This is a genomic window from Sphingomonas arabinosi (assembly GCF_036663715.1).
GTDB lineage: Bacteria > Pseudomonadota > Alphaproteobacteria > Sphingomonadales > Sphingomonadaceae > Sphingomonas.
In genome coordinates, this window is the sequence record NZ_JAXOJN010000002.1 from 435,995 (window position 1) to 455,490 (window position 19,496).

A 19,496-nucleotide genomic window follows, 5' to 3' on the forward strand; every position below is an offset into this window, starting at 1 on the left:
CGCGGAAGATCAAGCGAAAGCCCGCGGGTCCGAGTGAAAGATGGTATGAACGCGCTGCGCATTCACGGTGGACGGATCGATCTCGCCGCAATGCTCTACCCGGATGCGCCGCGCCCCTGGCTCGACTTGTCGACCGGCATCAACCCTTGCGCCTGGCCGACCGGGACCGTGCCGATCGTCGATCTGCACAGCCTCCCCTCGCCCGCCGCCATCGCCGATCTGGAAACCGCCGCTGCTGCCGTATTCGGCACGACCGCCGACCGGATCGTCGCACTGCCCGGCAGCGAACTCGGCCTGCGAACGCTCGCCACGCTGGACCTGCCGGGCCCCGTCCGGTTCGTCGCACCGAGCTACGCCACGCATGCCGAAGCGATCGACGGCGCCGTTCCGATATCGCGAGACGCGATCGATACGGTTGAGGACGGCACGCTGCTGTTGGCCAATCCCAACAATCCGGACGGTCACTGCGACACGCCGCAGCGCCTGCTCACGATCGGGCGGGGGGGTGCCTGGCTTGTCGTCGACGAAGCGTTTGCCGATGCGACGCCTGAATCGAGCATCGTTCCCCTGCTCCGCCCCGATGACCGAGCGATCGTCTTCCGGTCATTCGGCAAGTTCTTCGGCCTGCCCGGCGTGCGGCTCGGGTTCATGATAGCCCCGCCGGAACACGTCGCAGCGATGCGGGAGCGGCTCGGCAGCTGGCCCATATCCGCCCACGCCGTGGCCTATGGCACGGCCGCCTACCAGGATACCGACTGGATCGCGGCTGCACGTCTCTCGATCGTCGACCGAGCGGCAAGGCTCGACGCCTTGCTGTTACGCCACGACCTGCGTGCGCACGGCGACTGCGGCTCGTTCCGGTTGGTCGAGACGGATGCGGCGCCCGCATTGTTCGAACGGCTCGCGCACGCCGGCATCCTGACCCGCACCTTCGATCACGCACCGCATTGGCTACGCATGGGCGTTCCCGGTGACGACGCCGCGTTTGCGCGGCTCGAACGAGCGCTCGGCAGTGGCTGAGCCGGTTGCCGCACTGGCTATCGTCGTCGACGCGGCAATCGGCTGGCCTGCCCCGCTCTACGCGCGGATCGGTCACCCGGTCGGTGGCTTCGCTCGCCTGATCGGCTTGGCGGAGACCCGCTGGAACAGACCTGAATGGTCGGCTGCCACCCGTCGCGCTACCGGCGTCGTCACGATCGTAGCAGTCGTCGCTATCGCGTCCGGCGTGGCGCTTGCCGCTACTGCGCTTGCCCGCCTCGTGCTCGGCCCGACCGCTTGGCTTGCGATCGGCCTGATGGCCGCGCCGGGCCTCGCAATCCGCAGCCTGTACGATCACGTCGTGCCGGTCGCTCGCGCGCTCGAAGCCGGCGATCTGGAGAGCGCCCGCGCGCGCGTCGCGATGATCGTGGGGCGGGACGTCGCTTCGCTCGACGAAGCGGGCGTGGCGCGGGCTGCGATCGAGAGCCTTGCCGAGAGCGTATGCGACGGCGTCGTCGCGCCGCTGTTCTGGTTGCTCGTCGCCGGGTTGCCGGGGCTTTGGGCGTACAAGGCGATCAATACCGCGGACAGTCTGATCGGGCACCGCGAGGAGCGATGGCGCGCATTCGGCTGGGCGGCGGCGCGGACCGACGATGTCGCGAACCTGATCCCCGCGCGGCTCAGCGGCGTGCTGCTCTGCATCGCCGGGCACGGCGGGTGGCGGACGATGTGGCGCGATGCTGGCAATCATGCCTCGCCCAATGCCGGCTGGCCCGAGGCGGCGATGGCCGGTGCGCTTGGTCTGCGCCTTGCCGGACCGATCGCCTATGACGGGGTGCGTGTCGCCAAGCCGTATATCGGCGATGGCCGTGTGGACGCCACCGCATCGGATCTTCGCGCCGCGCTCGGTATCTATCGCCGGGCGTGCGTGCTGCTACTCGCCATTACCGGAGGAATCGCATGGGCGCTTTGATGCTCCAGGGGACCGGCTCGGACGTCGGCAAGTCTGTGCTCGTCGCCGGACTATGCCGCGCTTTCGCCAATCGCGGGCTTTCGGTCCGCCCCTTCAAGCCTCAGAACATGTCGAACAACGCCGCGGTCACCGCGGATGGCGGCGAGATCGGCCGTGCGCAGGCGACGCAGGCGATCGCCTGCCGCGTGGAGCCCAGCGTCGACATGAACCCGGTACTGCTCAAGCCGCAGGGCGACCGCACCTCGCAGCTGATCGTCCGCGGCCAGGTGCGCGGCACGCTCGCCGCGGCGCGCTGGCGCGAGGGGCGCGAAGGGTTGCTGGTCGACGTGCTCGACAGCTTCGAACGGCTATCGACAGGCCGCGATCTCGTCGTCGTCGAAGGTGCGGGCAGCCCAGCGGAGATCAACCTGCGCGCCGGCGACATCGCCAACATGGGCTTCGCCCGCGCCGCCGAAGTTCCCGTTATACTTGTCGGCGACATAGACCGAGGCGGCGTAATCGCCGCGATCGTCGGCACGCGCGCGGTGATCGATCCGACCGACGCGGCGATGATCCACGGGTTCCTGATCAACAAGTTCCGCGGCGACCCGGCGCTGTTCGACGACGGCTATCGCGCGATCGAAGCGCGGAGCGGCTGGCGCGGGTACGGTGTCGTGCCGTGGCTTGCAGACGCAGTACGGTTGCCGAGTGAGGATGCGGTGATCCTCGAACGCCCGGTCGCCAGTACGCAGCGCTGCGTCACGATCGCCTGCCCGATCACGCCGCGGATCGCCAATTTCGACGACCTCGATCCGCTCCGGCTGGAGCCCGGCGTCGCGCTGGTCATGGTACCGCCGGGCACACCGATCCCGGACGTCGACATGATCGTGCTCGCGGGATCGAAGGCGACGATCCCCGATCTCGCCTTCGTCCGCGCGCAAGGCTGGGACATCGATATCCGCGCGCATCATCGCCGCGGCAAGCCGGTGCTTGGGCTCTGCGGCGGCTATCAGATGCTCGGTCGCAGCATCGCCGACCCCGACGGGATCGAGGGGCCGGGGGGGCGTGTCGACGGGCTCGGGTTGCTCGACATCGACACGGTCCTCACCGGCCGCAAGACGCTGGAGCGGGTGCGCGGCCGGGCGCAGGGCGCGGCGTTCGAAGGCTATGAAATGCACATGGGCGCGACCACCGGCCCCGCGACCGCGCGCCCGGTCGGCCACCGCGCTGATGGCAGCCCCGAAGGCGCGACGAGTGCGGACGGGCTGGTGTCGGGCAGCTACGTCCACGGCCTGCTGGGGCTCACGGAGCAACGCGCGGCGTGGCTTGCGCGGCTCGGCGTCGCGGCCAGCGGACCTGATCATGGTGCGTCGATCGATGCCGCGCTCGATGCGATCGCCGCGACGCTCGAACGTCACGTCGACCTCGATGCGCTGCTCGCACTAAGCGAGCGCGCCGGCCACCGCGAGCGCGACTAGCAGCCCGGTCTCGACGATCTCGATGCCGGCGCCATGCGCGTCGCCGGTCACGCCGTCGAGCGTCCGCCGCAACCATGTCGCGACGCCGAGCACGAGCAGCGGGAAGGCGATGAGCGCCGGCACCCCAACCGCGGTGAGCGCGAGCAGCAGACCCCATCCCAGCAGGTCGCGCGCGCGGACCGCGCCGGCAACCGCCGCGCCAAGCCCGCCGGGCCGCAGAGGCGGCAACAGTCTCGCCCATGCCAGCGGCCCCATCCTCGCCGCGAACGGCACAAGGACCAGCCCCCAATCCACCCCTACGGCATGCAGCAGCATGAGCTTGGCGAGCATCTGGCAGACGATCGCGACGACGCCGAAGCTCCCGATATGAGGATCGGCCATGACCGCGAGCAGGCGCGTCCGATCGCCATGCGCTGCGCCCAGCCCGTCGGCGAGGTCGGCAAGCCCGTCGAGATGCAGCGCCCCCGTCACCGCGATCCAGGTCAGCAGGGCAGCACAGGCCCCCATCCACGGATCGACCAGCGCACCCAGCCATCCGGCCGCCGCGACGATCAGGCCGATCACGAGACCTACGATAGGGTAGAACCGGATCGCGGCGGCGAAATCGGCCGAGGTCACCTCGACGCGGGGCATCGGCAGGCGCGTCAGAAAGCCGAACGCAACGATCAGCCGTTTCACGTCGCCAGCCCGACGATCTGCACGGTCCGCGTAGGCCCCGGCCAGATCCGCAGCGATACCAGCGCGGCATAGGGCAGATCGAACGCCCAGATCTGCCGCCGATCGAATCCGCACAACTCCGCGAGCGCCGCCCGGATCACACCGCCATGCGTCACGACCAATGTCGATACCGGAGGCATCCCTGCCAATGCACGCGCGACACGATCCCGCAACGCGGACCAGGGTTCGCCATCGGGCGGTGGCGAGGCATCGGGATCGTTGTAGAACGCCGCCAACTCGGCGGGGTCTATCTCACCTGGGCACAAACCGTCCCAGGCGCCGAAGTCGAGTTCCCGCCAGCGTGGATCGACCTCGACCGAAACGCCGCGCGGCCCACCGATCTCATCCGCACAGGCACGCGCGCGGATCAGATCGGATGCTCTGATCCGTTCCAACGCGATGCCCTTCGCTCGTGCGACGCAGGCGGCGACCCCCGCCTCAATCGCCGGGGCGTCGGTCCGCCCCAGCATTCGCCCCGCCACCGCAGGAGCACCATGCCGCATCAGATACAGCATGTGCGCGCTCACGCCGCCGAAACGCCCGCCTCGGCGAACGTCGCCATCTCCGCATGCACGGCCAGCGCGGCTCGAACCAGCAATGTCGCGGTCGCAGCACCGCTGCCCTCGCCCAGCCGCATCCCAAGCGACAGCAATGGTTCGATGCCCATTCGCTCAAGCAGAAGACGGTGCCCCGGCTCGGCCGAGACATGCCCGGCAATGCAATGCGCGAGGATGTCGGGGCTCGCAGCAGCCAACGGTGCCACAGCCGAACAGCAGATGAAGCCATCGAGCATCACCGGCACGCCCGCCAGTCGCGTCGCGACCACCGCGCCCGCGATCGCCGCCAACTCGCGCCCACCGAGCCGCCGCAAGATTTCGAACGGGGTGGTAACCGCCTCCCCGTGGAGCGCAATCCCAGCCTCGATAACAGCCATCTTCCGCGCGATGCCTTCGCCATCGACGCCGGTACCCGGCCCGACCCAGTCGCTCACCGACCCGCCGAAGCTCGCCAGACACAGCGCCGCGGCGGTCGTCGAATTGCCGATTCCCATCTCGCCGAGCACCATTAAGTCCGGCGCGTCCGCAACAGCCGCCGCCCCTGCGTTGATCGCGGCGAGGCATTCCCCCTCCGACATCGCCGACGCTCGCGTGAAATCCGCAGTCGGCCTGTCGAGGTCCAGGGATACGATCTTGAGCTCAAGGCCCGCCGCCCGCGACAGCGCGTTGATCGCCGCGCCGCCATGCTCGAAATTGGCGACCATCTGCGCGGTGACCGAGGCCGGAAACGCACTCACCCCGCGCGCGACGATGCCGTGATTGCCTGCAAACACGACCGCACTGCCACGATCGAGCCGAGGCAGCGGGTTGCCCTGCCAGCCCGCCATGAAGACCGCGATGTCCTCCAGCTGCCCGAGCGAGCCCGGCGGCTTGGTCAGTTCGCCCTGCCGGGCGATCGCCGCGGATCGCGCCGCCGCGTCTGCCTGCGGCAAGCCGCGCAAGGCCGCCAAAAACGCGGCGGGCGTCGCGAACGCGGTCATTCGACGACGAACCCGGCGGGCGGCGTACGAGTGATGAAATGCCCCTTCACGCCCTGCGGCCATTGCTTGAACGGCACCTGTCCGAACGCGCTCTCGCCGTAGAGCCGCGCGTAATCGAGGATCGCGCGCGCGGCATCCTCGGTCGGCTCGAACCGGCCGAGCACATAGCCGACCTTGGCGGGTGCGCGCAAGTGGATCGTGCAGAAATCTTGGCAGGCAAACAGGCACGGCATCTCCTGCACCGCGACGTCGGCATAGGTCGGGTCGCTCGCCTGCACCGCCTTCAGCGCGCTGACCAGCCGTGCGCCGCCGCGAACGCCTTCGCCGTCGTCGCGCGCCTCGGCGGAATGGCGGCACGTGTTGCACGCGACTACCGCGACGCCATCTTCGGCGCGCTTCAGCATGTCCGTTCCCCGACGATCGCAACTTGATGTGAACCTGGCATAGTTACCCCTTCGGACAGTCGATCCCGCACCGCGCGAGGGGCGAAAGGCGCAGGCCTCCACCCTCCGCGCGACGCGAAGCGATGTCGTCGCTCGGGGTGTTACCCGTCCGTTCGGCGCACCCTGGCCGGACGAAAGACGACCGCGACGGGCAGGTCTCCTGGCTCGCGGGTCAACGCCGTCCGCGCCGCCTTCTCGGGAGTATCCCAATGGCATGTGGCACGATGGCTCGCCGCGTACAGTTGCAGGGGCAGCCGGGTGTTTCCCGTTCCCATTTTCATTTCCCTACGCGTTGCCGCCTCGGGAAAACCTGTCGCAAGTCGAGCGATAGGCGCGGGGCTGGGGGGACGCAAGATGGCGGCGCGCCGTTGGGCGCTCGCTCCAGCAGTTCCACCAATCCGCCGTCATCCTGACGAAAGTCAGGACCCAGGGTAACGGGCGGTAGCCTTCGTGGCTCTGGGTCCTGACTTTCGTCAGGATGACGTAGCATTTTTGGCTAGCGCCCTGACCGGCAGAACCTTCGCGTGAAATCGCCTTAGAACTCCACGCCCGCTTGAGCCTTCACCCCCGACCGGAACGGATGCTTCACCTGCGTCATCTCGGTTACCAGATCCGCCACCTCGATCAGTGCATCCGGCGCGTTCCGCCCCGTCACCACGACATGCGTCATCTCGGGCTTGACCGACAGCACCGCCAGCACCTCGTCGACCGGCAGATACTCATACCGCAACACGATGTTCAGTTCGTCCGCCACCACCATCGCATAGGACGGATCCGCGATCATCCGCTTGACCTCGTCCCACGCCTCCCGCGCCACCGCGATGTCGCGCGCGCGGTCCTGCGTATCCCAGGTGAACCCCTCGCCCATCGGCTTGAATTCGCACAGCTCCGGAAAGGCGTCGAAGATCGCCTTCTCGCCGGTCGCCATCGCACCCTTGACGAACTGCACCACGCCCACCTTGCGGCCATGCCCGATCATACGCACCGTCATGCCGAACGCGGCGGTCGACTTGCCCTTGCCCTTGCCGGTGTGGACGATGATCAACCCCTTCTCGATCGTCTTGCTCGCCACGATCCGGTCGTGGACCTCCTTGCGCTTCGCACTCTTGGCATTCTGCTCGTCGTCGGTCCGCATGTCATGTCCTCTCCTGCTCCCGATGGCGGATCGCGGCGCACAGCGCTAGAGGACCGAGCATGCTCCGCATCACCGAACTCAAGCTCCCGCTCAACCACGCCGACGAAGCGCTCCCCGCCGCGATCCGCGATCGCCTGCGCGTCACCCCGCGCGACCTGATCCGCTACACGATCGCGAGGCGCGCGCACGATGCGCGCGACAAGATGGACATCCAGCTCGTCTATTCGGTCGACGTGACGCTGAAGAACGAGGACACGGTGCTCCAGCGCTTCCGCAAGGATCGCCACGTCCAGCGCACGCCGGATACAGGGTACCGCTTCGTCACCAAGGGCGGCCCGAGCTATACCGGCCCCCGCCCCGTGGTCGTCGGCGCGGGCCCATGCGGCCTGTTCGCCGGCCTGATCCTCGCGCAGACGGGCTTCCGCCCGATCATCCTCGACCGCGGCAAAGTCGTCCGCGAGCGCACCAAGGATACCTGGGGCCTCTGGCGCAAGAGCGTCCTCAACCCTGAATCCAACGTCCAGTTCGGCGAGGGCGGCGCCGGCACCTTTTCCGACGGCAAGCTCTGGAGCCAGATCAAGGACCCGCGCCATCTCGGCCGGAAAGTCCTGACCGAGTTCGTCAAGGCCGGCGCGCCACCCGAGATCCTGACCGAGGCACACCCGCATATCGGCACCTTCCGCCTCGTCACGATGGTCGAGAGCATGCGCGCGACGATCGAGGCGCTCGGCGGCGAGTATCGCTTCTCGACCCGCGTCGACGGTCTCGACATTGTCGAGAAGGCCGGCACTCGCCAATTACGCGGGCTCCATCTCAGCACCGGCGACTATCTCGAAGCCAACCACGTCGTCTTCGCGGTCGGCCACAGCGCCCGCGACACGTTCGAGATGCTCCACGCGAAGGGCGTCCACGTCGAGGCGAAACCCTTCTCGATCGGCGTGCGCATCGAGCACCCGCAATCGTGGATCGACGAAGCGCGCTTCGGCCCGTGCGCGGGCCACCCCGATCTCGGTGCGGCGGCGTACAGCCTGTCGCATCACTGCAAGAACGGGCGGACGGTCTACAGTTTCTGCATGTGCCCCGGCGGTACCGTCGTCGCCGCGACCTCCGAAGAGGGTCGCGTCGCCACCAACGGCATGAGCCAATATTCGCGCAACGAACGCAACGCGAACTCGGGGATCGTGATCGGTATCGACCCCGAGCGCGACTATCCCGGCCATCCGCTTGCGGGGATCGAGTTGCAACGCCACTGGGAATCGCGCGCCTATGTCGCCGGCGGCTCGAACTACAAGGCGCCCGCGCAACGTATCGGCGACCTGCTCGCGGGGCGCGCGTCGACCGCGCTCGGCTCGGTGATCCCGTCGTACAAGCCAGGCGTGCACATGACCGACCTGTCCGAATGCCTGCCGGAGTTCGCGATCACCGCTTTGCGGGAAGCATTACCTGCGTTTGGGCGTGAAATTCCCGGCTACGATCATCCTGACGCGGTGCTGACGGGGGTGGAGACGCGGACCTCGTCGCCCGTCAGGATCACGCGGGGCGATGATTTCGTGAGCCTCAACACCGCAGGGCTGTTCCCGGCGGGCGAAGGCGCCGGCTATGCGGGGGGCATCCTGTCCGCGGCAGTCGATGGCATCAAGGTCGCGGAAGCGGTTGCGCTTAGCCTGGTGGCGCGACCCTGAAGCTCCTTATTCCCCCGCGCAGGCGGGGGCCCAGGAATCACAGGTGCTAGCGGTCGTCATCCTGGACTCCCTCCTTCGCGGGAGCACACGGAGGGCTTTGGCAGCTGTTCCAGGTACTGATTGCCAGGACCAATGCATCTAGCCCCCCCCCCCGGCGAAGGCCGGGGTCCAATTGGGAGACGCCGCTAACTAAGCCAGAGCACCGTTACTCTGACCTTTCCAATTGGACCCCGGCCTTCACCGGGGCGGTGCGGAAGTCGTTGACGGCCACGGTGCGACAGAAGCGTGCGAGCGGTCGATGCTCCGCCGACGAAACAAGAAACACAAGGCGTAGTATTATTGGAGGTGCAGGCCGCGACCCCGCCACTCACTTTCGCCGCCGCGGCCCCGTCTCGATCAACCATGCCCTCGGCAACCCCGTCGGCTTCGCCACCCCGTCGAGCCGCCGAGCACTCACCAGCGCCACCCGCTTCAGGATCATCTGGTCCTTGAACGCGTCCATCCCGCCGCCGGTCGGCTTGGCGAGGATGCGTTTCACCACGTCCATCCCCCCGACGACGTGGCCGAACACCGCATAGCCTGGATAGCCTGCGCGCGCGTCCATCGCCGGCGCCGGCCCGATCGTGATGAAGAAATTGCCGCCAGCGGACGCCGGCGTCATCCCCCGCGCCATCGAGATTGTCGCGTTGAGATGCTCGATCCCGGTCATCGCCGTGGTCTCGAGGGGAAACGGCGGCAGGATCCGCCGCGCATCGGTGCGGATACCGGCCTGGATGAAACCAAGCTTCGGCGCGGACTTCTGGCGGCTGGCGCGATAGAAGTCGGTCCCGTCGAACCGCCCGTCATCGACATAGGCGAGGAAGTTCGCCGTCGTCTTCGGCGCATGCCGGGCGTCGAGCGCGAGCAGGATCGGGCCCTCCGACGTGACGAGGCGGACGCGGACCATGCCCGGCTTCGGTCCTGGTTCGGCGCGCTGTACCGACCGCTTTGCCGGCTGCGCCGTTCCCGCGGACGCGAAGGCCGCAATGGCTACGAAGCCAATCATCAAACGTCGCATTTCGATCACTCACGCCTTTACCGATGGCGTCGGCTAGCGGTCCATCTGCGGTGAGGCAAGCGTGGGGGGTATGGTGATTGGCGCTGCCCCGTAGCGGCTTAGTTTGGGAACGTGCCTAGGCCAGCTAGCTTGCACCTTTGATCGATGCGTTTAACGCTCTCCAGTTAACCACCTCCCCGACGAAGGCCGGGGCCTAGTTGGGAAACGTCTGGGTCATATCAACTGGGCCCCAGCCTTCGCCGGGGAGGTATGGTCGTTGGATGACCTGCCCTTATTTCTCCTCAGCACGCAACAGTCGGTGAGTCAGGCACCGCCGCTGCGGCAGGATTCTCTCCCCGCAGCGCTTTAAACATACCGCGGGATCGGCCCGACCTGCGGCGTCTGGTCCGGCAAATCCACCATGGTCTCGTCCACGAAGCACCAGCCCCAACCCTCCGGCGGGTCGCCCTCAATGATCGGATGCCGCGTCGTGCGGAAGTGTGCGGTCGCGTGGCGGTGCGGGGAATCGTCGCAGCAGCCGACATGGCCGCACGCCCGGCACAACCGCAGATGCACCCACTCACTGCCGATCCGGAGACACTCCTCGCACCCCTTCGCGCTCGGCGTTACGTCGCGGATCGTATCCATGTGGGTGCAGCCGTAGTTCATTCCGCGTGCCTTTCCGCCATGTCGGCCAAAACCGTATGTATCTGCGCGACCACCGCCGCGCCCTCGCCGACCGCAGCCGCGACGCGCTTGGTCGAGCCCGCGCGCACGTCGCCAATTGCGAAAACGCCGGTGCGGCTCGTCTGCAACGGCAGCGTCGCGCCGCCGGTGACGATGAACCCCTTCTCGTCCGTGTCGACGCAACCCTGCAACCAGCCCGCATTGGGATCGGCACCGATGAAAAGGAACAGATGTCGCATCGCGCAGCGCGTTTCGGTACCGTCGCTGCGCTGGCGGAAGATAGCTGCGGTCAGCCCGGTCGCGCGCTCACCCTCCAGTCCGACGATCTCGGTGCCGACGCGGATCGTTACGTTGGGCAGCGCGGCAATCCGGTCGATCAGGTATTTCGACATCGTCGCGGCCAACGGGCGGCGCACGATCAGGTGCAGGTGTTTCACGCGAGGTGCGAGGAACGCCACGGCCTGCCCGGCCGAGTTGCCGCCGCCGACCAGCGCAACCTCCTCGCCCTCGCACAGCCGCGCTTCGATCGGCGATGCCCAGTAGGACACGCCGGCGCCCTCGAACTCCGCCAGGTCCGGAATGTCGAGCCGGCGATAGCGTGCGCCGGACGCAACGATCACCGTCCGTGACTGAACGCGTCGATCGCCCGGCAATTCAAGCACGAGCGGGACGCCCGCGGGCCGATCCTCGTCGCAATCGAGGTGCTCGACCGTCAGCGGGATCGCGATCTCCGCGCCGAATTTCAGCGCCTGGTTGAACGCGCGGCCAGCCAGCGCCTGCCCCGAAATGCCGGTCGGGAAGCCCAGATAATTCTCGATCCGCGCCGATGCCCCTGCCTGCCCGCCGATCGCACGCTCGTCGAGCACGATCACCGACAGCCCCTCGGACGCCGCATACACCGCCGCCGCCAGCCCCGCCGGCCCCGCGCCTACGATCGCGACGTCATACACCGTGTCCGGATCTAGATCGGGTGTGATCCCGAGACACGCCGCAACCTCGATATCGGACGGCCGTTTCAGCACCGTACCGTTCGGGCAAACGACCAGCGGCAAATCGCTCGACGCGACGCCGGTCCGCTCGACCAAGGCACGCCCTTCGTCGTCCGACGCCGCATCGAGGACGATGTTCGGATAGCCCGATCGCGTGAGAAACCCCTGTAGCCGGACGACGTCGGGACTGTCCGGCAGGCCGACGATCACCGTTCCGCCGCTGCCCTGCTCGATCAATCCGAAGCGGCGCAGGATCAGCGCGCGCATCACGATCTCGCCGACGTCCGCCGAGCCGACCATCAGCGCACGGAGATGTGCCGGGTCGAACGGCAGCGCGGTGCATCCTCCGGCCCCTGCGGTGCCACCCGCAATCGTCGGCCGACCGGCGAGCTGGTTGACCTCGCCGGTCAACTGCCCCGGACCGTGCGTCGTGATCGGCGCCTCGTGGCTCAGCCCGTCGCGGCGGACGACGTCGATCGTTCCTTCGAGCACCAGCCAAGCGGCGACGCCGTGCTCGCCGATCGCATAGACCTGCTCGCCGGCTGCGAACACACGCGCCGGACCGCTTGCAAAGCGCTTCGCCGTCTCAAGCTGCTCGGCGTTGAGCACCGGGAACATCTGGTGGTCGCGTGCGCCGAGATCGCTCATGTGCTCGCCACCGGTTCGAACGCGAGCAGCAGCGTCGGGACCAGTTCGGACACGGTCGGGTGGATCGGCACCGCCCAGCGCAGCGCGGACATCGGCTGGTCGGCGTTCATCATGTCGAGGATGCCATGGATCGCCTCGTCACCGCCCGTGCCGAGGATCGCCGCCCCAAGGATCCGCTGCGTTTCCGCGTCCGCCACGATCTTCATGAAACCCTTCGTCTCGCCCTTTTCGACGGCGCGCCCGACGCGGGTCATCGGCCGCTTAGAGACCAGGATCGGCCGCCCCGTCTTCTCCGCCTGCGCCTGCGTCATCCCGACCCGGCCGAGCGGCGGATCGGTATAGAGCGCGTAGCCGACCAGCCGCTGGCTCAGCGTCCGGTCGTCGTGATCGAGCAGGTTCGTCGCGACGATCTCGAAGTCGTTATACGCGGTATGCGTGAACGCGCCGCGCCCGTTGCAGTCGCCTAGCGCCCATATGCCCGGCACGTTGGTCTGGAGCAGGTCGTCGACGATGACATAGCCCTTCGCATCCGTCGAGATCCCGGCGAGATCGAGACCGAGGTCGTCGGTATTTGGGCGCCGGCCGACCGCGAGCAGCACATGGCTACCGATCACCTCGGGATCGCCTGCTTGGCAATCGACCGATACCGCGACGCCGTCCGCATGGCGCGCGAACGCGATACAGTTCGCGCCGGTTCGCACTGCGATCCCTTCGTCCTCCAGGATCGCCCGCACCGCATCGGACACATCGATGTCCTCGTGCCCGATCAGGTGTTCGCCACGCTCCACGACGGTCACCGCAGCGCCGAACCTCCGGTACATCTGCGCGAACTCGAGACCGACATAGCTTCCGCCGACGACGACAAGATGCGCGGGGATCTGTTCAAGCGCGACCATGTCGGTGTTGTCGAGATGCGGCACGTCGCCGACGCCGGGCATGTCCGGTACGCTCGCGCGGCCGCCGACGTTGAGGAAGATGCGCGGCGCGGTCAGCTCCTCGCCGTCGACCGCGATCGTCCGCGGTCCGGTGAAGCGCGCATGGCCGCGCAGGAAGGTGAGGCCTGCCATGCCCTCCAGCCAGCGCTCGTTGCTCGAGCGCGCATCCAGCACAACATTCCGCGCACGTGCTGCGACCGCAGGCATGTCGACCGTGACGTCGCCGGTCGAGATCCCGAAATCCGCCGCTCGCCTCGCGAGGTGCGCGGCATAGGCGCTCGCCACGAGCGTTTTGGTCGGCATGCAGCCGGTATTGACGCAGGTCCCGCCGACCAGCTTGCGCTCGATCAGCGCGACCGTCATGCCCGCGGCGGTAAGGCGGCCTGCCAACGGTGGTCCGGCCTGCCCGGCGCCGACGATGATCGCGTCGAAATTCCGCATCAGATCGACAGCACCACCAGCACGGCCAGGAGGATCGCGAGCGCATCCTCGATCAGCGCAGCGGGTCGATCGTTGCCGAACGCTGCCGCCAGCCGCGCGCGCAGAGCCGCGCCGCCATAAATGCCGACGACCGCACCGACCGCGCCGAGAACGATCCCCGGCAACGGCGCACCGATGCCATACCCCACGGCCGCACCCGAGAGCCCGCCGGTGAGCAGGCGTACGGCGAACTGCGGCGGCACCTTTCGGCTCGGCGTCGATGGCAGCTGATCGGTGACGAGTTCGGTTGCCACGAGCAGCGTGAATATCCACGGCGTGAACCGGTAGCCAAGGAATGCGAGCCAAGTTCCCTGCAACGGCAGCGTACCCTTGCTCGCCGTCCAGGCGATCGCAGCCGGTGCCATCATCGCGCGCAACCCCGCGACGATGCCGATGACGAACGCCAGGATCAGTCCGTTTACGAGCGGGGGGACGAGCATGGCAGTCTCCGATCCGGTGTCCAACATCGTCCCACGCGTCGCCACGAGCGTCAATTCGTTACGTATCCGATCTGGCGTCGTTGTAGTCGCTCACCCCTCCAGAGTACCGCTCGATCGGACCAAGCGCCTGATATCGAAAGCGAACACGGATCGCCCCCCGCGCGAATTTATTTCGCCGCAGTCGCCTCGATCTCGACCAGGAACGCCGGCCCTGCGAGTGCCGCAACCTGCACGGTCGATCGCGCGACGGTGTTGGGATTCTCCGCCGTCCCGAAATACATCTTGAACGCCTCGTTCATGCCGGCAAAGTCCATCTTGCCGCCGAGCTTCGGGTCGCCCGCGACGAACACGGTAAGCTTGATGATGTCACTCATCGCATAGCCCTGCGCCGCCAGAATCGATTTTATCTTGGTGAAAACACTGATCGTCTGCGTCTTGGTGTCGCCGAAATCCGCGATCGTCAGTTGCGCCGGCAGCGTCTTGCTGGCCGGATCGATCGGCGCCGCCAGCTGCCCGCTCAGATACAGCATATTCGCACCCGCCGACACGGTGACGCCCTGGAGGATCAGCCCGGGTGGCGTGTTGGCGTGCCGGACGATCGCCGCCTTGCCATCCGCGGCCATTGCTACCGCCGGCAGTGCGAGCATCGCGCAGATCGCTGCGGCCAAGCCGATGGTCTTCGTCGTAATCGTCATATGTCTCTCTCCCAGTTACCCATGCGAATGGTTCGGGCGCGGCGGATCTTGCGCCGCGCCCGATCTCTCAGAAGCTGACGTTCATGCGCGCATAATAATAGCCGCCGTTGATCCCGTAGGGGCTGAACGTCAGCGGCGCATCGAGCTGGTTGCCCCCCCCGACCAGCGTTGCGTTGGTCGTGCCCGGCACCAGGCCGAGCGTCGGCGACTTCTTGTTGAAGACGTTGTTCGCACCGATCGACAGCTCCAGATCGTCGGTCGCCTTGAAGTTCAGCTCGATGTCGCCGATGAATGCGGTGCCGATCGTCTGCTTGTAGAAGGTGCCGCCGTCTGGGCTGTATCTGGCCGAGCTCTTTCCGTAGACCGTACCGCGCAACGTCATTGAGAACTTGTCGATCGAATAGAAGGTCGAGCCGATGACCTTTACCCGCGGCGATGCGGTTTCGATATTGGCTCGGGCGCCCTCGTCGAATAGCGGCACCGTGATCGTCTGCCCCAGGACATTGACCAGCGGCGGTGCGGACATGACCTTGGTGATCTTGGTCTGGTTGTAATTGCCCGACAGGGTCCAGGTCGCGTTGCCATATTCGCCGAAATCGCTTGCATAGCTGGCGACGATATCCACGCCGCGGGTCCGGGTATCCGCGCCGTTGGTAAAGATGTTGATGCCGGTCTGCGTCACCGTCGGATCCAGGACGTTGCCGTTCGCGCGGATCGCCGCCGTCACGACGGGGAAGTTGACGTTGACCGGGGAAGTCGCACCGCCCCCGCCGAACAGCGATCCCGTGCCGAGAATGCGATCCTCGATCTTCACCTGATACGCGTCGATCGTGATCGTCAGGCGCGGCACCGGCCGGATGACCGTACCGAGGCTGTAGTTGGTCGACTTCTCGGGCTTCAGATTGGCGAAACCGAGTAGCTCGGCTGCCGCCGAATTGGCCGGCAACTGCACGAACGCCGAGGTCGGCGAGACGTTGGTCGCGGAGTAGAACGATTCCGCCAGCGTCGGTGCGCGGAACCCCGTCGAGAAGGTGCCGCGGAGCGCGAACGCATCGGAGAAGTCGTAGCGTGTCGTTCCCTTGTAGATGAACTTGCTGCCAAAATCGGAATAATGCTCGTAGCGGCCGGCGACATCGACCTTCCAGCCCTCGACCGGCATCAGCGCGACATCGACATAACCCGCCTGTGAATTCCGACCGTTGACGCCCGCATCCGAACTACGGAAACCGGGATAGGACTGGCCGCCTTCCTTGTAAGTCGAGGCGGCATCGCCCGCGCCGATCTGATAGACGTTCTTGCGATACTCGCCACCGAAGGCAAGGTTGATAGGGGCCGCCATTCCGGCCTGGATCTCATGCGTGAAATCGGCGTTTACGGTCAGCTCGCTCGATTTGAAGAACCCGTTGTAGAAGGTGGTCGGGGTAAAGCCGGTATCCGCGTAGAGTGAAGCGTTGGCGGAATTGACGGTGTAGATCTCGTTCTTGTCCTGTCCGAACGTTGATGACAGATCGTAGTGGAACCCGCTGACGTCGCCGCGCAGACCACCCGTAAACGCCATGTCCTCCTCGCGGATCTTCTCGCGTGGTGAAAAGCCGTTGACCGGGCTGTCGCCTTCGGGATCGAAATAGGTCGTCACGCCGCCCACGGTGCGCGACACACGGGTCGGCACGCGGACGTTCTCGTAGGCACTGGCGATCCGGCGCGAAAAGGTGCCGAAGCTGTAGACCTCGACGTCGCCGAAATTATAGGCAGAATTATACTGGAGGTTGATGAGGCGCGACTGTGCATCGCCGCTGATCTTGTTGACGTAGGGGAAGTCGGACATCCCCGGATACAATTGTTGCTGCAGCGGGGTGATCGACGGCGTCGTCGCGCTCGTCAGCAGTTTGCCGTTGATGTCGGTCACGCGCCGGTCGAGCCCGCCGACCTGCGTGAAGTCGTGATAGCGATAGAAGCCGGTGACGTTGATGAAACCCGCATCGCCCAGCTTCGTCGCTAGGTGCAGCGTGCCGGCATAGGTCCGACCGCCCGTGTCGTAATTTTCGCCTGCGGTCACGTAGCCGTCGCCGCCTTCCTTATCGTCCTTGAGAATGATGTTGATGACCCCGGCGATCGCATCCGAACCATATTGCGCGGCCGCACCGTCCTCCAGCACTTCGATGCGCTTGATCGCGGAGGGGGATATCAGGTCGAGATCGGCGGTCGCCGCGCCCTGATATGGTCCGCCCAGGACGGCAAGGTTCGAGGTCCCGTGACGGCGCTTGCCGTTGATCAGCACCAGCGTGTGGTTCGGGCTCAGCCCGCGCAACCGCGCCGACAGCGTAAGGTTGGCGGTGTCGCCGCCGAACGCCTGCGCGGTGAATGATGGCACGAGCTGGGTCAGCACCTGATTGAGGTTCGGCTGGCCAACATGGCTCATGAGCTCGGCGTCGAGCACCTTGATCGGCGCCGCGCTTTCCCCCGCGGTGATGCCCGTCGCACGCGTACCGGTAACGATGATGTCGTCGGGTATTTCCGATGATCCGGTCTGGGGGTCGGTCACGGTAACCGACGCGGTCTGCGCCGAGGCCGTCAGGTGTCCGGCGCTGGCGAGCGCCACGATGAGTGCGCCGCGTGAAATACTGGTGACGATCCGCATAAGGTTTCCCCCCTTATTGTTGAGCGCCTTCAGTCATCCTCTGGTTAGTTCGATGATCTAATGCCATCTTGACATAGTTATTCTTGCTACGAAACAATGTTCATAGTGGTAATTAAGGTTATACAAATTTCTAACATTGATCATGATTGGCTGCGTCGCGTCGCAAGACAACCGATTCGGTACTATATTTGATATATTTCTGAACTATTGTTCAAGGTGTCACTCAAATGCAACGTTTTGGTACGTGCTGCTTTGACTTATGCCGCGCGCTGCGCACGGTCCGAACCCGTCGCGGCCCGGCTAGCAGCCTGAGACGCCACCCGCTTCGCCAGCGCCATGACCTGACCTTGGGCAGACTGGATGCCACCTTCCTGCCATCCCGGAGTCTGGCTGAGCGCGGCGGACGCGAAATAGACGCGGCCGTCGGGTTTCTGGAGCAGGCGAAACTCGGGCGTATCGATATGTCCTTCCTGCCGCCCGTTCGCGCTGCCCGCATTCCAGTCGGGCCACGGCCCCAGGCTGTACGGAATCTTGTGCCAGTTCACGGCGATCCCGTTGACCAGGTCGCCGCCATGCCCGGGATGCAGCCGGTCGATCACCCCCCGCGAGAAAGCGATCTGCTCCGCGATCGGCCGCTTGGCGAACTCCGCGGCATTAGGTCCCGACGAATAACAACCGAGGATCATGCCGCGCTCGGAATGCAGCCCCGCCGACGGATACCAGATCAGCGTCGTCGGGCCGCCCACGAACGAGATCCCACCATAGATTTGCTCGCGTTCCCAGAAGCGCGGGCTCTCGAACGCGACCTTGTTCGAATGATCGTAGACGACGCCGGCGATCGTCTTCTTCAATGCGGGCGAGAAGTCGGTATCGATCGTCGCGAGCACCGGGAACGGGATCGTGCAGATGATGTAATCCGCCTTCACGGTGTCGACCACGTCGCTCGCCTTGTCGCGGTAGACCACGTCGACGCCTTGCGCGGTATGACGGATCTTGGTCACCTCGGCGCCGCGGATCGCCGGGCGGCGCAGGTTGCGATCGAACCCGGCATGGATCCGGTCCATACCCCCGACCGGCTCGAACATTGTCGCCTGCATGTAGAGATTGTCCTCGAACAGCGTCATCGGAAGCCGTTCGTTCGCCAGCAACTGGTCCATCGGCACCGCACTGCCCGCTGACGAGAAGGTGACACCCGCCCCCGGTGCCGTTCCGAACCCCGATCGCTCGGTGCCCTCAAAGGCATAGTCGGTGCCGAGATCGCCATACGCCTTCAGGAACGGCAGCAGTTTTTGCTTGTCCGCCACCGTCACCAACTGATCGAGCGCGCCTTGGTTGATCGCCTTCGCCAACAGTTCGGCGATGTGACCGCGCATGTCGTTGATCGCGGTCCGCATCCGGATCTTGCTGCCGTTCTCGCCCATCACATAGGCCGAGCGGCTGGAATTGACCTCTACCTCGAGCGGCACGTCGAACTTTTTCGCGTACCCGATCAGTCCCTGGTGAAAGCTCGGGATACGCGCCGGTCCCGCGTTGAAGTAGATCCCGTCGGAGAACTTCGCGGTCTGCGTCTGTTCCCCAATCATCTCGATCTTGTCGCCGTCGCGCACCGTCCAAGCGCGCCCACCGACCCGCTCGCGTGCTTCGAGCAACGTAACCTGGAAGCCCGCCTGTTCGAGCTCGTAGGCGGCCGTCAGCCCGGCGATCCCGGCCCCGAGCACGACGACGTGCGTACCCTTGCCCAAAGTCGGCGTCAGCGTTGCGAGCGCTTCGGCATGCGACGTCCCAATCAGTCCTTCAGTCAGTCCCAGCGCCTGCATAGCACCGAGTGTAGCGCTCAGCCCTCCCATCAAGCCAAGTCGTCGCAATATCGTCCTGCGTGTAATCGCGGTGTTCGTAATCATCGAGGCCCCCCGAAGCGGCAAGCCTTCCCAGAGCTTGCCGGACGTCAGAAACACCGACGGGTCGACCCCGTCAGCGGCCTCGCAGGATCATCATCCCCGATCAGTCCCGATGGACGTCAGACTAT

General features: G+C 66.1%; 17 protein-coding genes and 1 riboswitch. Of the genes, 4 read left to right on the forward strand and 13 right to left on the reverse strand.

Features of this window, described 5'->3' with window-relative positions:
* Positions 1-45: 45 nt before the first annotated feature.
* The 3 genes from U1708_RS04900 to U1708_RS04910 are packed head-to-tail and all read left to right on the forward strand — an operon-like array spanning position 46 to position 3,408.
* Positions 46-1,020: a threonine-phosphate decarboxylase gene (locus tag U1708_RS04900; RefSeq protein ID WP_332743299.1), complete on the forward strand. Its 975-nt coding sequence runs from the start codon at positions 46-48 to the stop codon at positions 1,018-1,020.
* On the forward strand, positions 971-1,951 hold the full coding sequence (cbiB, locus tag U1708_RS04905; RefSeq protein WP_332743301.1) for an adenosylcobinamide-phosphate synthase CbiB: 981 nt from the start codon (positions 971-973) through the stop codon (positions 1,949-1,951). The genes U1708_RS04900 and cbiB overlap by 50 nt, the downstream gene beginning before the upstream one ends.
* On the forward strand, positions 1,939-3,408 hold the full coding sequence (locus U1708_RS04910; protein ID WP_332743303.1) for a cobyric acid synthase: 1,470 nt from the start codon (positions 1,939-1,941) through the stop codon (positions 3,406-3,408). Before cbiB ends, U1708_RS04910 begins: the two co-directional genes overlap by 13 nt.
* On the opposite strand, the gene cobS is transcribed toward U1708_RS04910, so the two are convergent.
* The 5 genes from cobS to cobO all read right to left on the reverse strand — a co-directional run bounded on the left by cobS (position 3,373) and on the right by cobO (position 7,240).
* A complete protein-coding gene (gene cobS, locus U1708_RS04915; RefSeq protein WP_332743305.1) occupies positions 3,373-4,086 on the reverse strand; it encodes an adenosylcobinamide-GDP ribazoletransferase in 714 nt (237 codons plus the stop codon). The two genes, U1708_RS04910 and cobS, sit on opposite strands and share 36 nt — an antisense overlap.
* A complete protein-coding gene (locus tag U1708_RS04920) occupies positions 4,083-4,652 on the reverse strand; it encodes a histidine phosphatase family protein (RefSeq protein WP_332743307.1) in 570 nt (189 codons plus the stop codon). The genes cobS and U1708_RS04920 overlap by 4 nt, the downstream gene beginning before the upstream one ends.
* Positions 4,649-5,662 (reverse strand): nicotinate-nucleotide--dimethylbenzimidazole phosphoribosyltransferase, encoded by a 1,014-nt coding sequence (cobT, locus tag U1708_RS04925; protein ID WP_332743309.1) that lies wholly within the window; start codon positions 5,660-5,662, stop codon positions 4,649-4,651. The genes U1708_RS04920 and cobT overlap by 4 nt, the downstream gene beginning before the upstream one ends.
* Complete coding sequence (locus U1708_RS04930) at positions 5,659-6,066, reverse strand: DUF1636 domain-containing protein (protein WP_332743311.1); 408 nt, start codon at positions 6,064-6,066, stop codon at positions 5,659-5,661. Before U1708_RS04930 ends, cobT begins: the two co-directional genes overlap by 4 nt.
* 172 nt (positions 6,067-6,238) lie before the next feature.
* Positions 6,239-6,434: riboswitch (cobalamin riboswitch) on the reverse strand.
* Between the two features lie 206 nt (positions 6,435-6,640).
* Entirely contained in the window at positions 6,641-7,240 is a 600-nt protein-coding gene (gene cobO, locus U1708_RS04935; protein ID WP_332743313.1) for a cob(I)yrinic acid a,c-diamide adenosyltransferase, read from the reverse strand.
* Between the two features lie 59 nt (positions 7,241-7,299).
* On the opposite strand from cobO, the gene U1708_RS04940 reads away from it, so the two are divergent.
* Positions 7,300-8,922: an NAD(P)/FAD-dependent oxidoreductase gene (locus U1708_RS04940; RefSeq protein WP_332743315.1), complete on the forward strand. Its 1,623-nt coding sequence runs from the start codon at positions 7,300-7,302 to the stop codon at positions 8,920-8,922.
* Between the two features lie 367 nt (positions 8,923-9,289).
* On the opposite strand, the gene U1708_RS04945 is transcribed toward U1708_RS04940, so the two are convergent.
* The 8 genes from U1708_RS04945 to U1708_RS04980 all read right to left on the reverse strand — a co-directional run bounded on the left by U1708_RS04945 (position 9,290) and on the right by U1708_RS04980 (position 19,317).
* Complete coding sequence (locus U1708_RS04945; protein WP_332743317.1) at positions 9,290-9,979, reverse strand: peptidylprolyl isomerase; 690 nt, start codon at positions 9,977-9,979, stop codon at positions 9,290-9,292.
* 345 nt (positions 9,980-10,324) lie between these two features.
* Complete coding sequence (locus U1708_RS04950; protein WP_332743319.1) at positions 10,325-10,627, reverse strand: UBP-type zinc finger domain-containing protein; 303 nt, start codon at positions 10,625-10,627, stop codon at positions 10,325-10,327.
* The gene (locus tag U1708_RS04955) at positions 10,624-12,282 is read right to left on the reverse strand and encodes an FAD-dependent oxidoreductase (RefSeq protein WP_332743321.1); all 1,659 of its coding nucleotides are present in this window, start codon (positions 12,280-12,282) and stop codon (positions 10,624-10,626) included. The genes U1708_RS04950 and U1708_RS04955 overlap by 4 nt, the downstream gene beginning before the upstream one ends.
* Entirely contained in the window at positions 12,279-13,661 is a 1,383-nt protein-coding gene (locus tag U1708_RS04960) for an FAD-containing oxidoreductase (protein ID WP_332743584.1), read from the reverse strand. Before U1708_RS04960 ends, U1708_RS04955 begins: the two co-directional genes overlap by 4 nt.
* Positions 13,658-14,137, reverse strand: coding sequence for a DUF4126 domain-containing protein (locus U1708_RS04965; RefSeq protein WP_332743586.1), 480 nt, complete (start codon positions 14,135-14,137; stop codon positions 13,658-13,660). The genes U1708_RS04960 and U1708_RS04965 overlap by 4 nt, the downstream gene beginning before the upstream one ends.
* 167 nt (positions 14,138-14,304) lie before the next feature.
* A complete protein-coding gene (locus U1708_RS04970) occupies positions 14,305-14,832 on the reverse strand; it encodes a RidA family protein (protein WP_332743323.1) in 528 nt (175 codons plus the stop codon).
* 67 nt (positions 14,833-14,899) lie between these two features.
* Complete coding sequence (locus U1708_RS04975; protein ID WP_332743325.1) at positions 14,900-17,470, reverse strand: TonB-dependent receptor plug domain-containing protein; 2,571 nt, start codon at positions 17,468-17,470, stop codon at positions 14,900-14,902.
* A 257-nt stretch (positions 17,471-17,727) separates the two neighbouring features.
* Complete coding sequence (locus U1708_RS04980) at positions 17,728-19,317, reverse strand: flavin monoamine oxidase family protein (protein WP_332743327.1); 1,590 nt, start codon at positions 19,315-19,317, stop codon at positions 17,728-17,730.
* Positions 19,318-19,496: the final 179 nt, after the last annotated feature.

Bases quoted from the DNA above. Each gene is read 5' to 3' on its own strand.
- U1708_RS04900 (WP_332743299.1), top strand. From the start codon at position 46: ATGAACGCGCTGCGCATTCACGGTGGACGGATCGATCTCGCCGCAATG.
- U1708_RS04910 (WP_332743303.1), top strand. From the start codon at position 1,939: ATGGGCGCTTTGATGCTCCAGGGGACCGGCTCGGACGTCGGCAAGTCT.
- cobT (WP_332743309.1), bottom strand. From the start codon at position 5,662: ATGACCGCGTTCGCGACGCCCGCCGCGTTTTTGGCGGCCTTGCGCGGC.
- U1708_RS04930 (WP_332743311.1), bottom strand. From the start codon at position 6,066: ATGCTGAAGCGCGCCGAAGATGGCGTCGCGGTAGTCGCGTGCAACACG.
- cobO (WP_332743313.1), bottom strand. From the start codon at position 7,240: ATGCGGACCGACGACGAGCAGAATGCCAAGAGTGCGAAGCGCAAGGAG.
- U1708_RS04940 (WP_332743315.1), top strand. From the start codon at position 7,300: ATGCTCCGCATCACCGAACTCAAGCTCCCGCTCAACCACGCCGACGAA.
- U1708_RS04945 (WP_332743317.1), bottom strand. From the start codon at position 9,979: ATGCGACGTTTGATGATTGGCTTCGTAGCCATTGCGGCCTTCGCGTCC.
- U1708_RS04950 (WP_332743319.1), bottom strand. From the start codon at position 10,627: ATGAACTACGGCTGCACCCACATGGATACGATCCGCGACGTAACGCCG.
- U1708_RS04955 (WP_332743321.1), bottom strand. From the start codon at position 12,282: ATGAGCGATCTCGGCGCACGCGACCACCAGATGTTCCCGGTGCTCAAC.
- U1708_RS04965 (WP_332743586.1), bottom strand. From the start codon at position 14,137: ATGCTCGTCCCCCCGCTCGTAAACGGACTGATCCTGGCGTTCGTCATC.
- U1708_RS04970 (WP_332743323.1), bottom strand. From the start codon at position 14,832: ATGACGATTACGACGAAGACCATCGGCTTGGCCGCAGCGATCTGCGCG.
- U1708_RS04975 (WP_332743325.1), bottom strand. From the start codon at position 17,470: ATGCGGATCGTCACCAGTATTTCACGCGGCGCACTCATCGTGGCGCTC.
- U1708_RS04980 (WP_332743327.1), bottom strand. From the start codon at position 19,317: ATGGGAGGGCTGAGCGCTACACTCGGTGCTATGCAGGCGCTGGGACTG.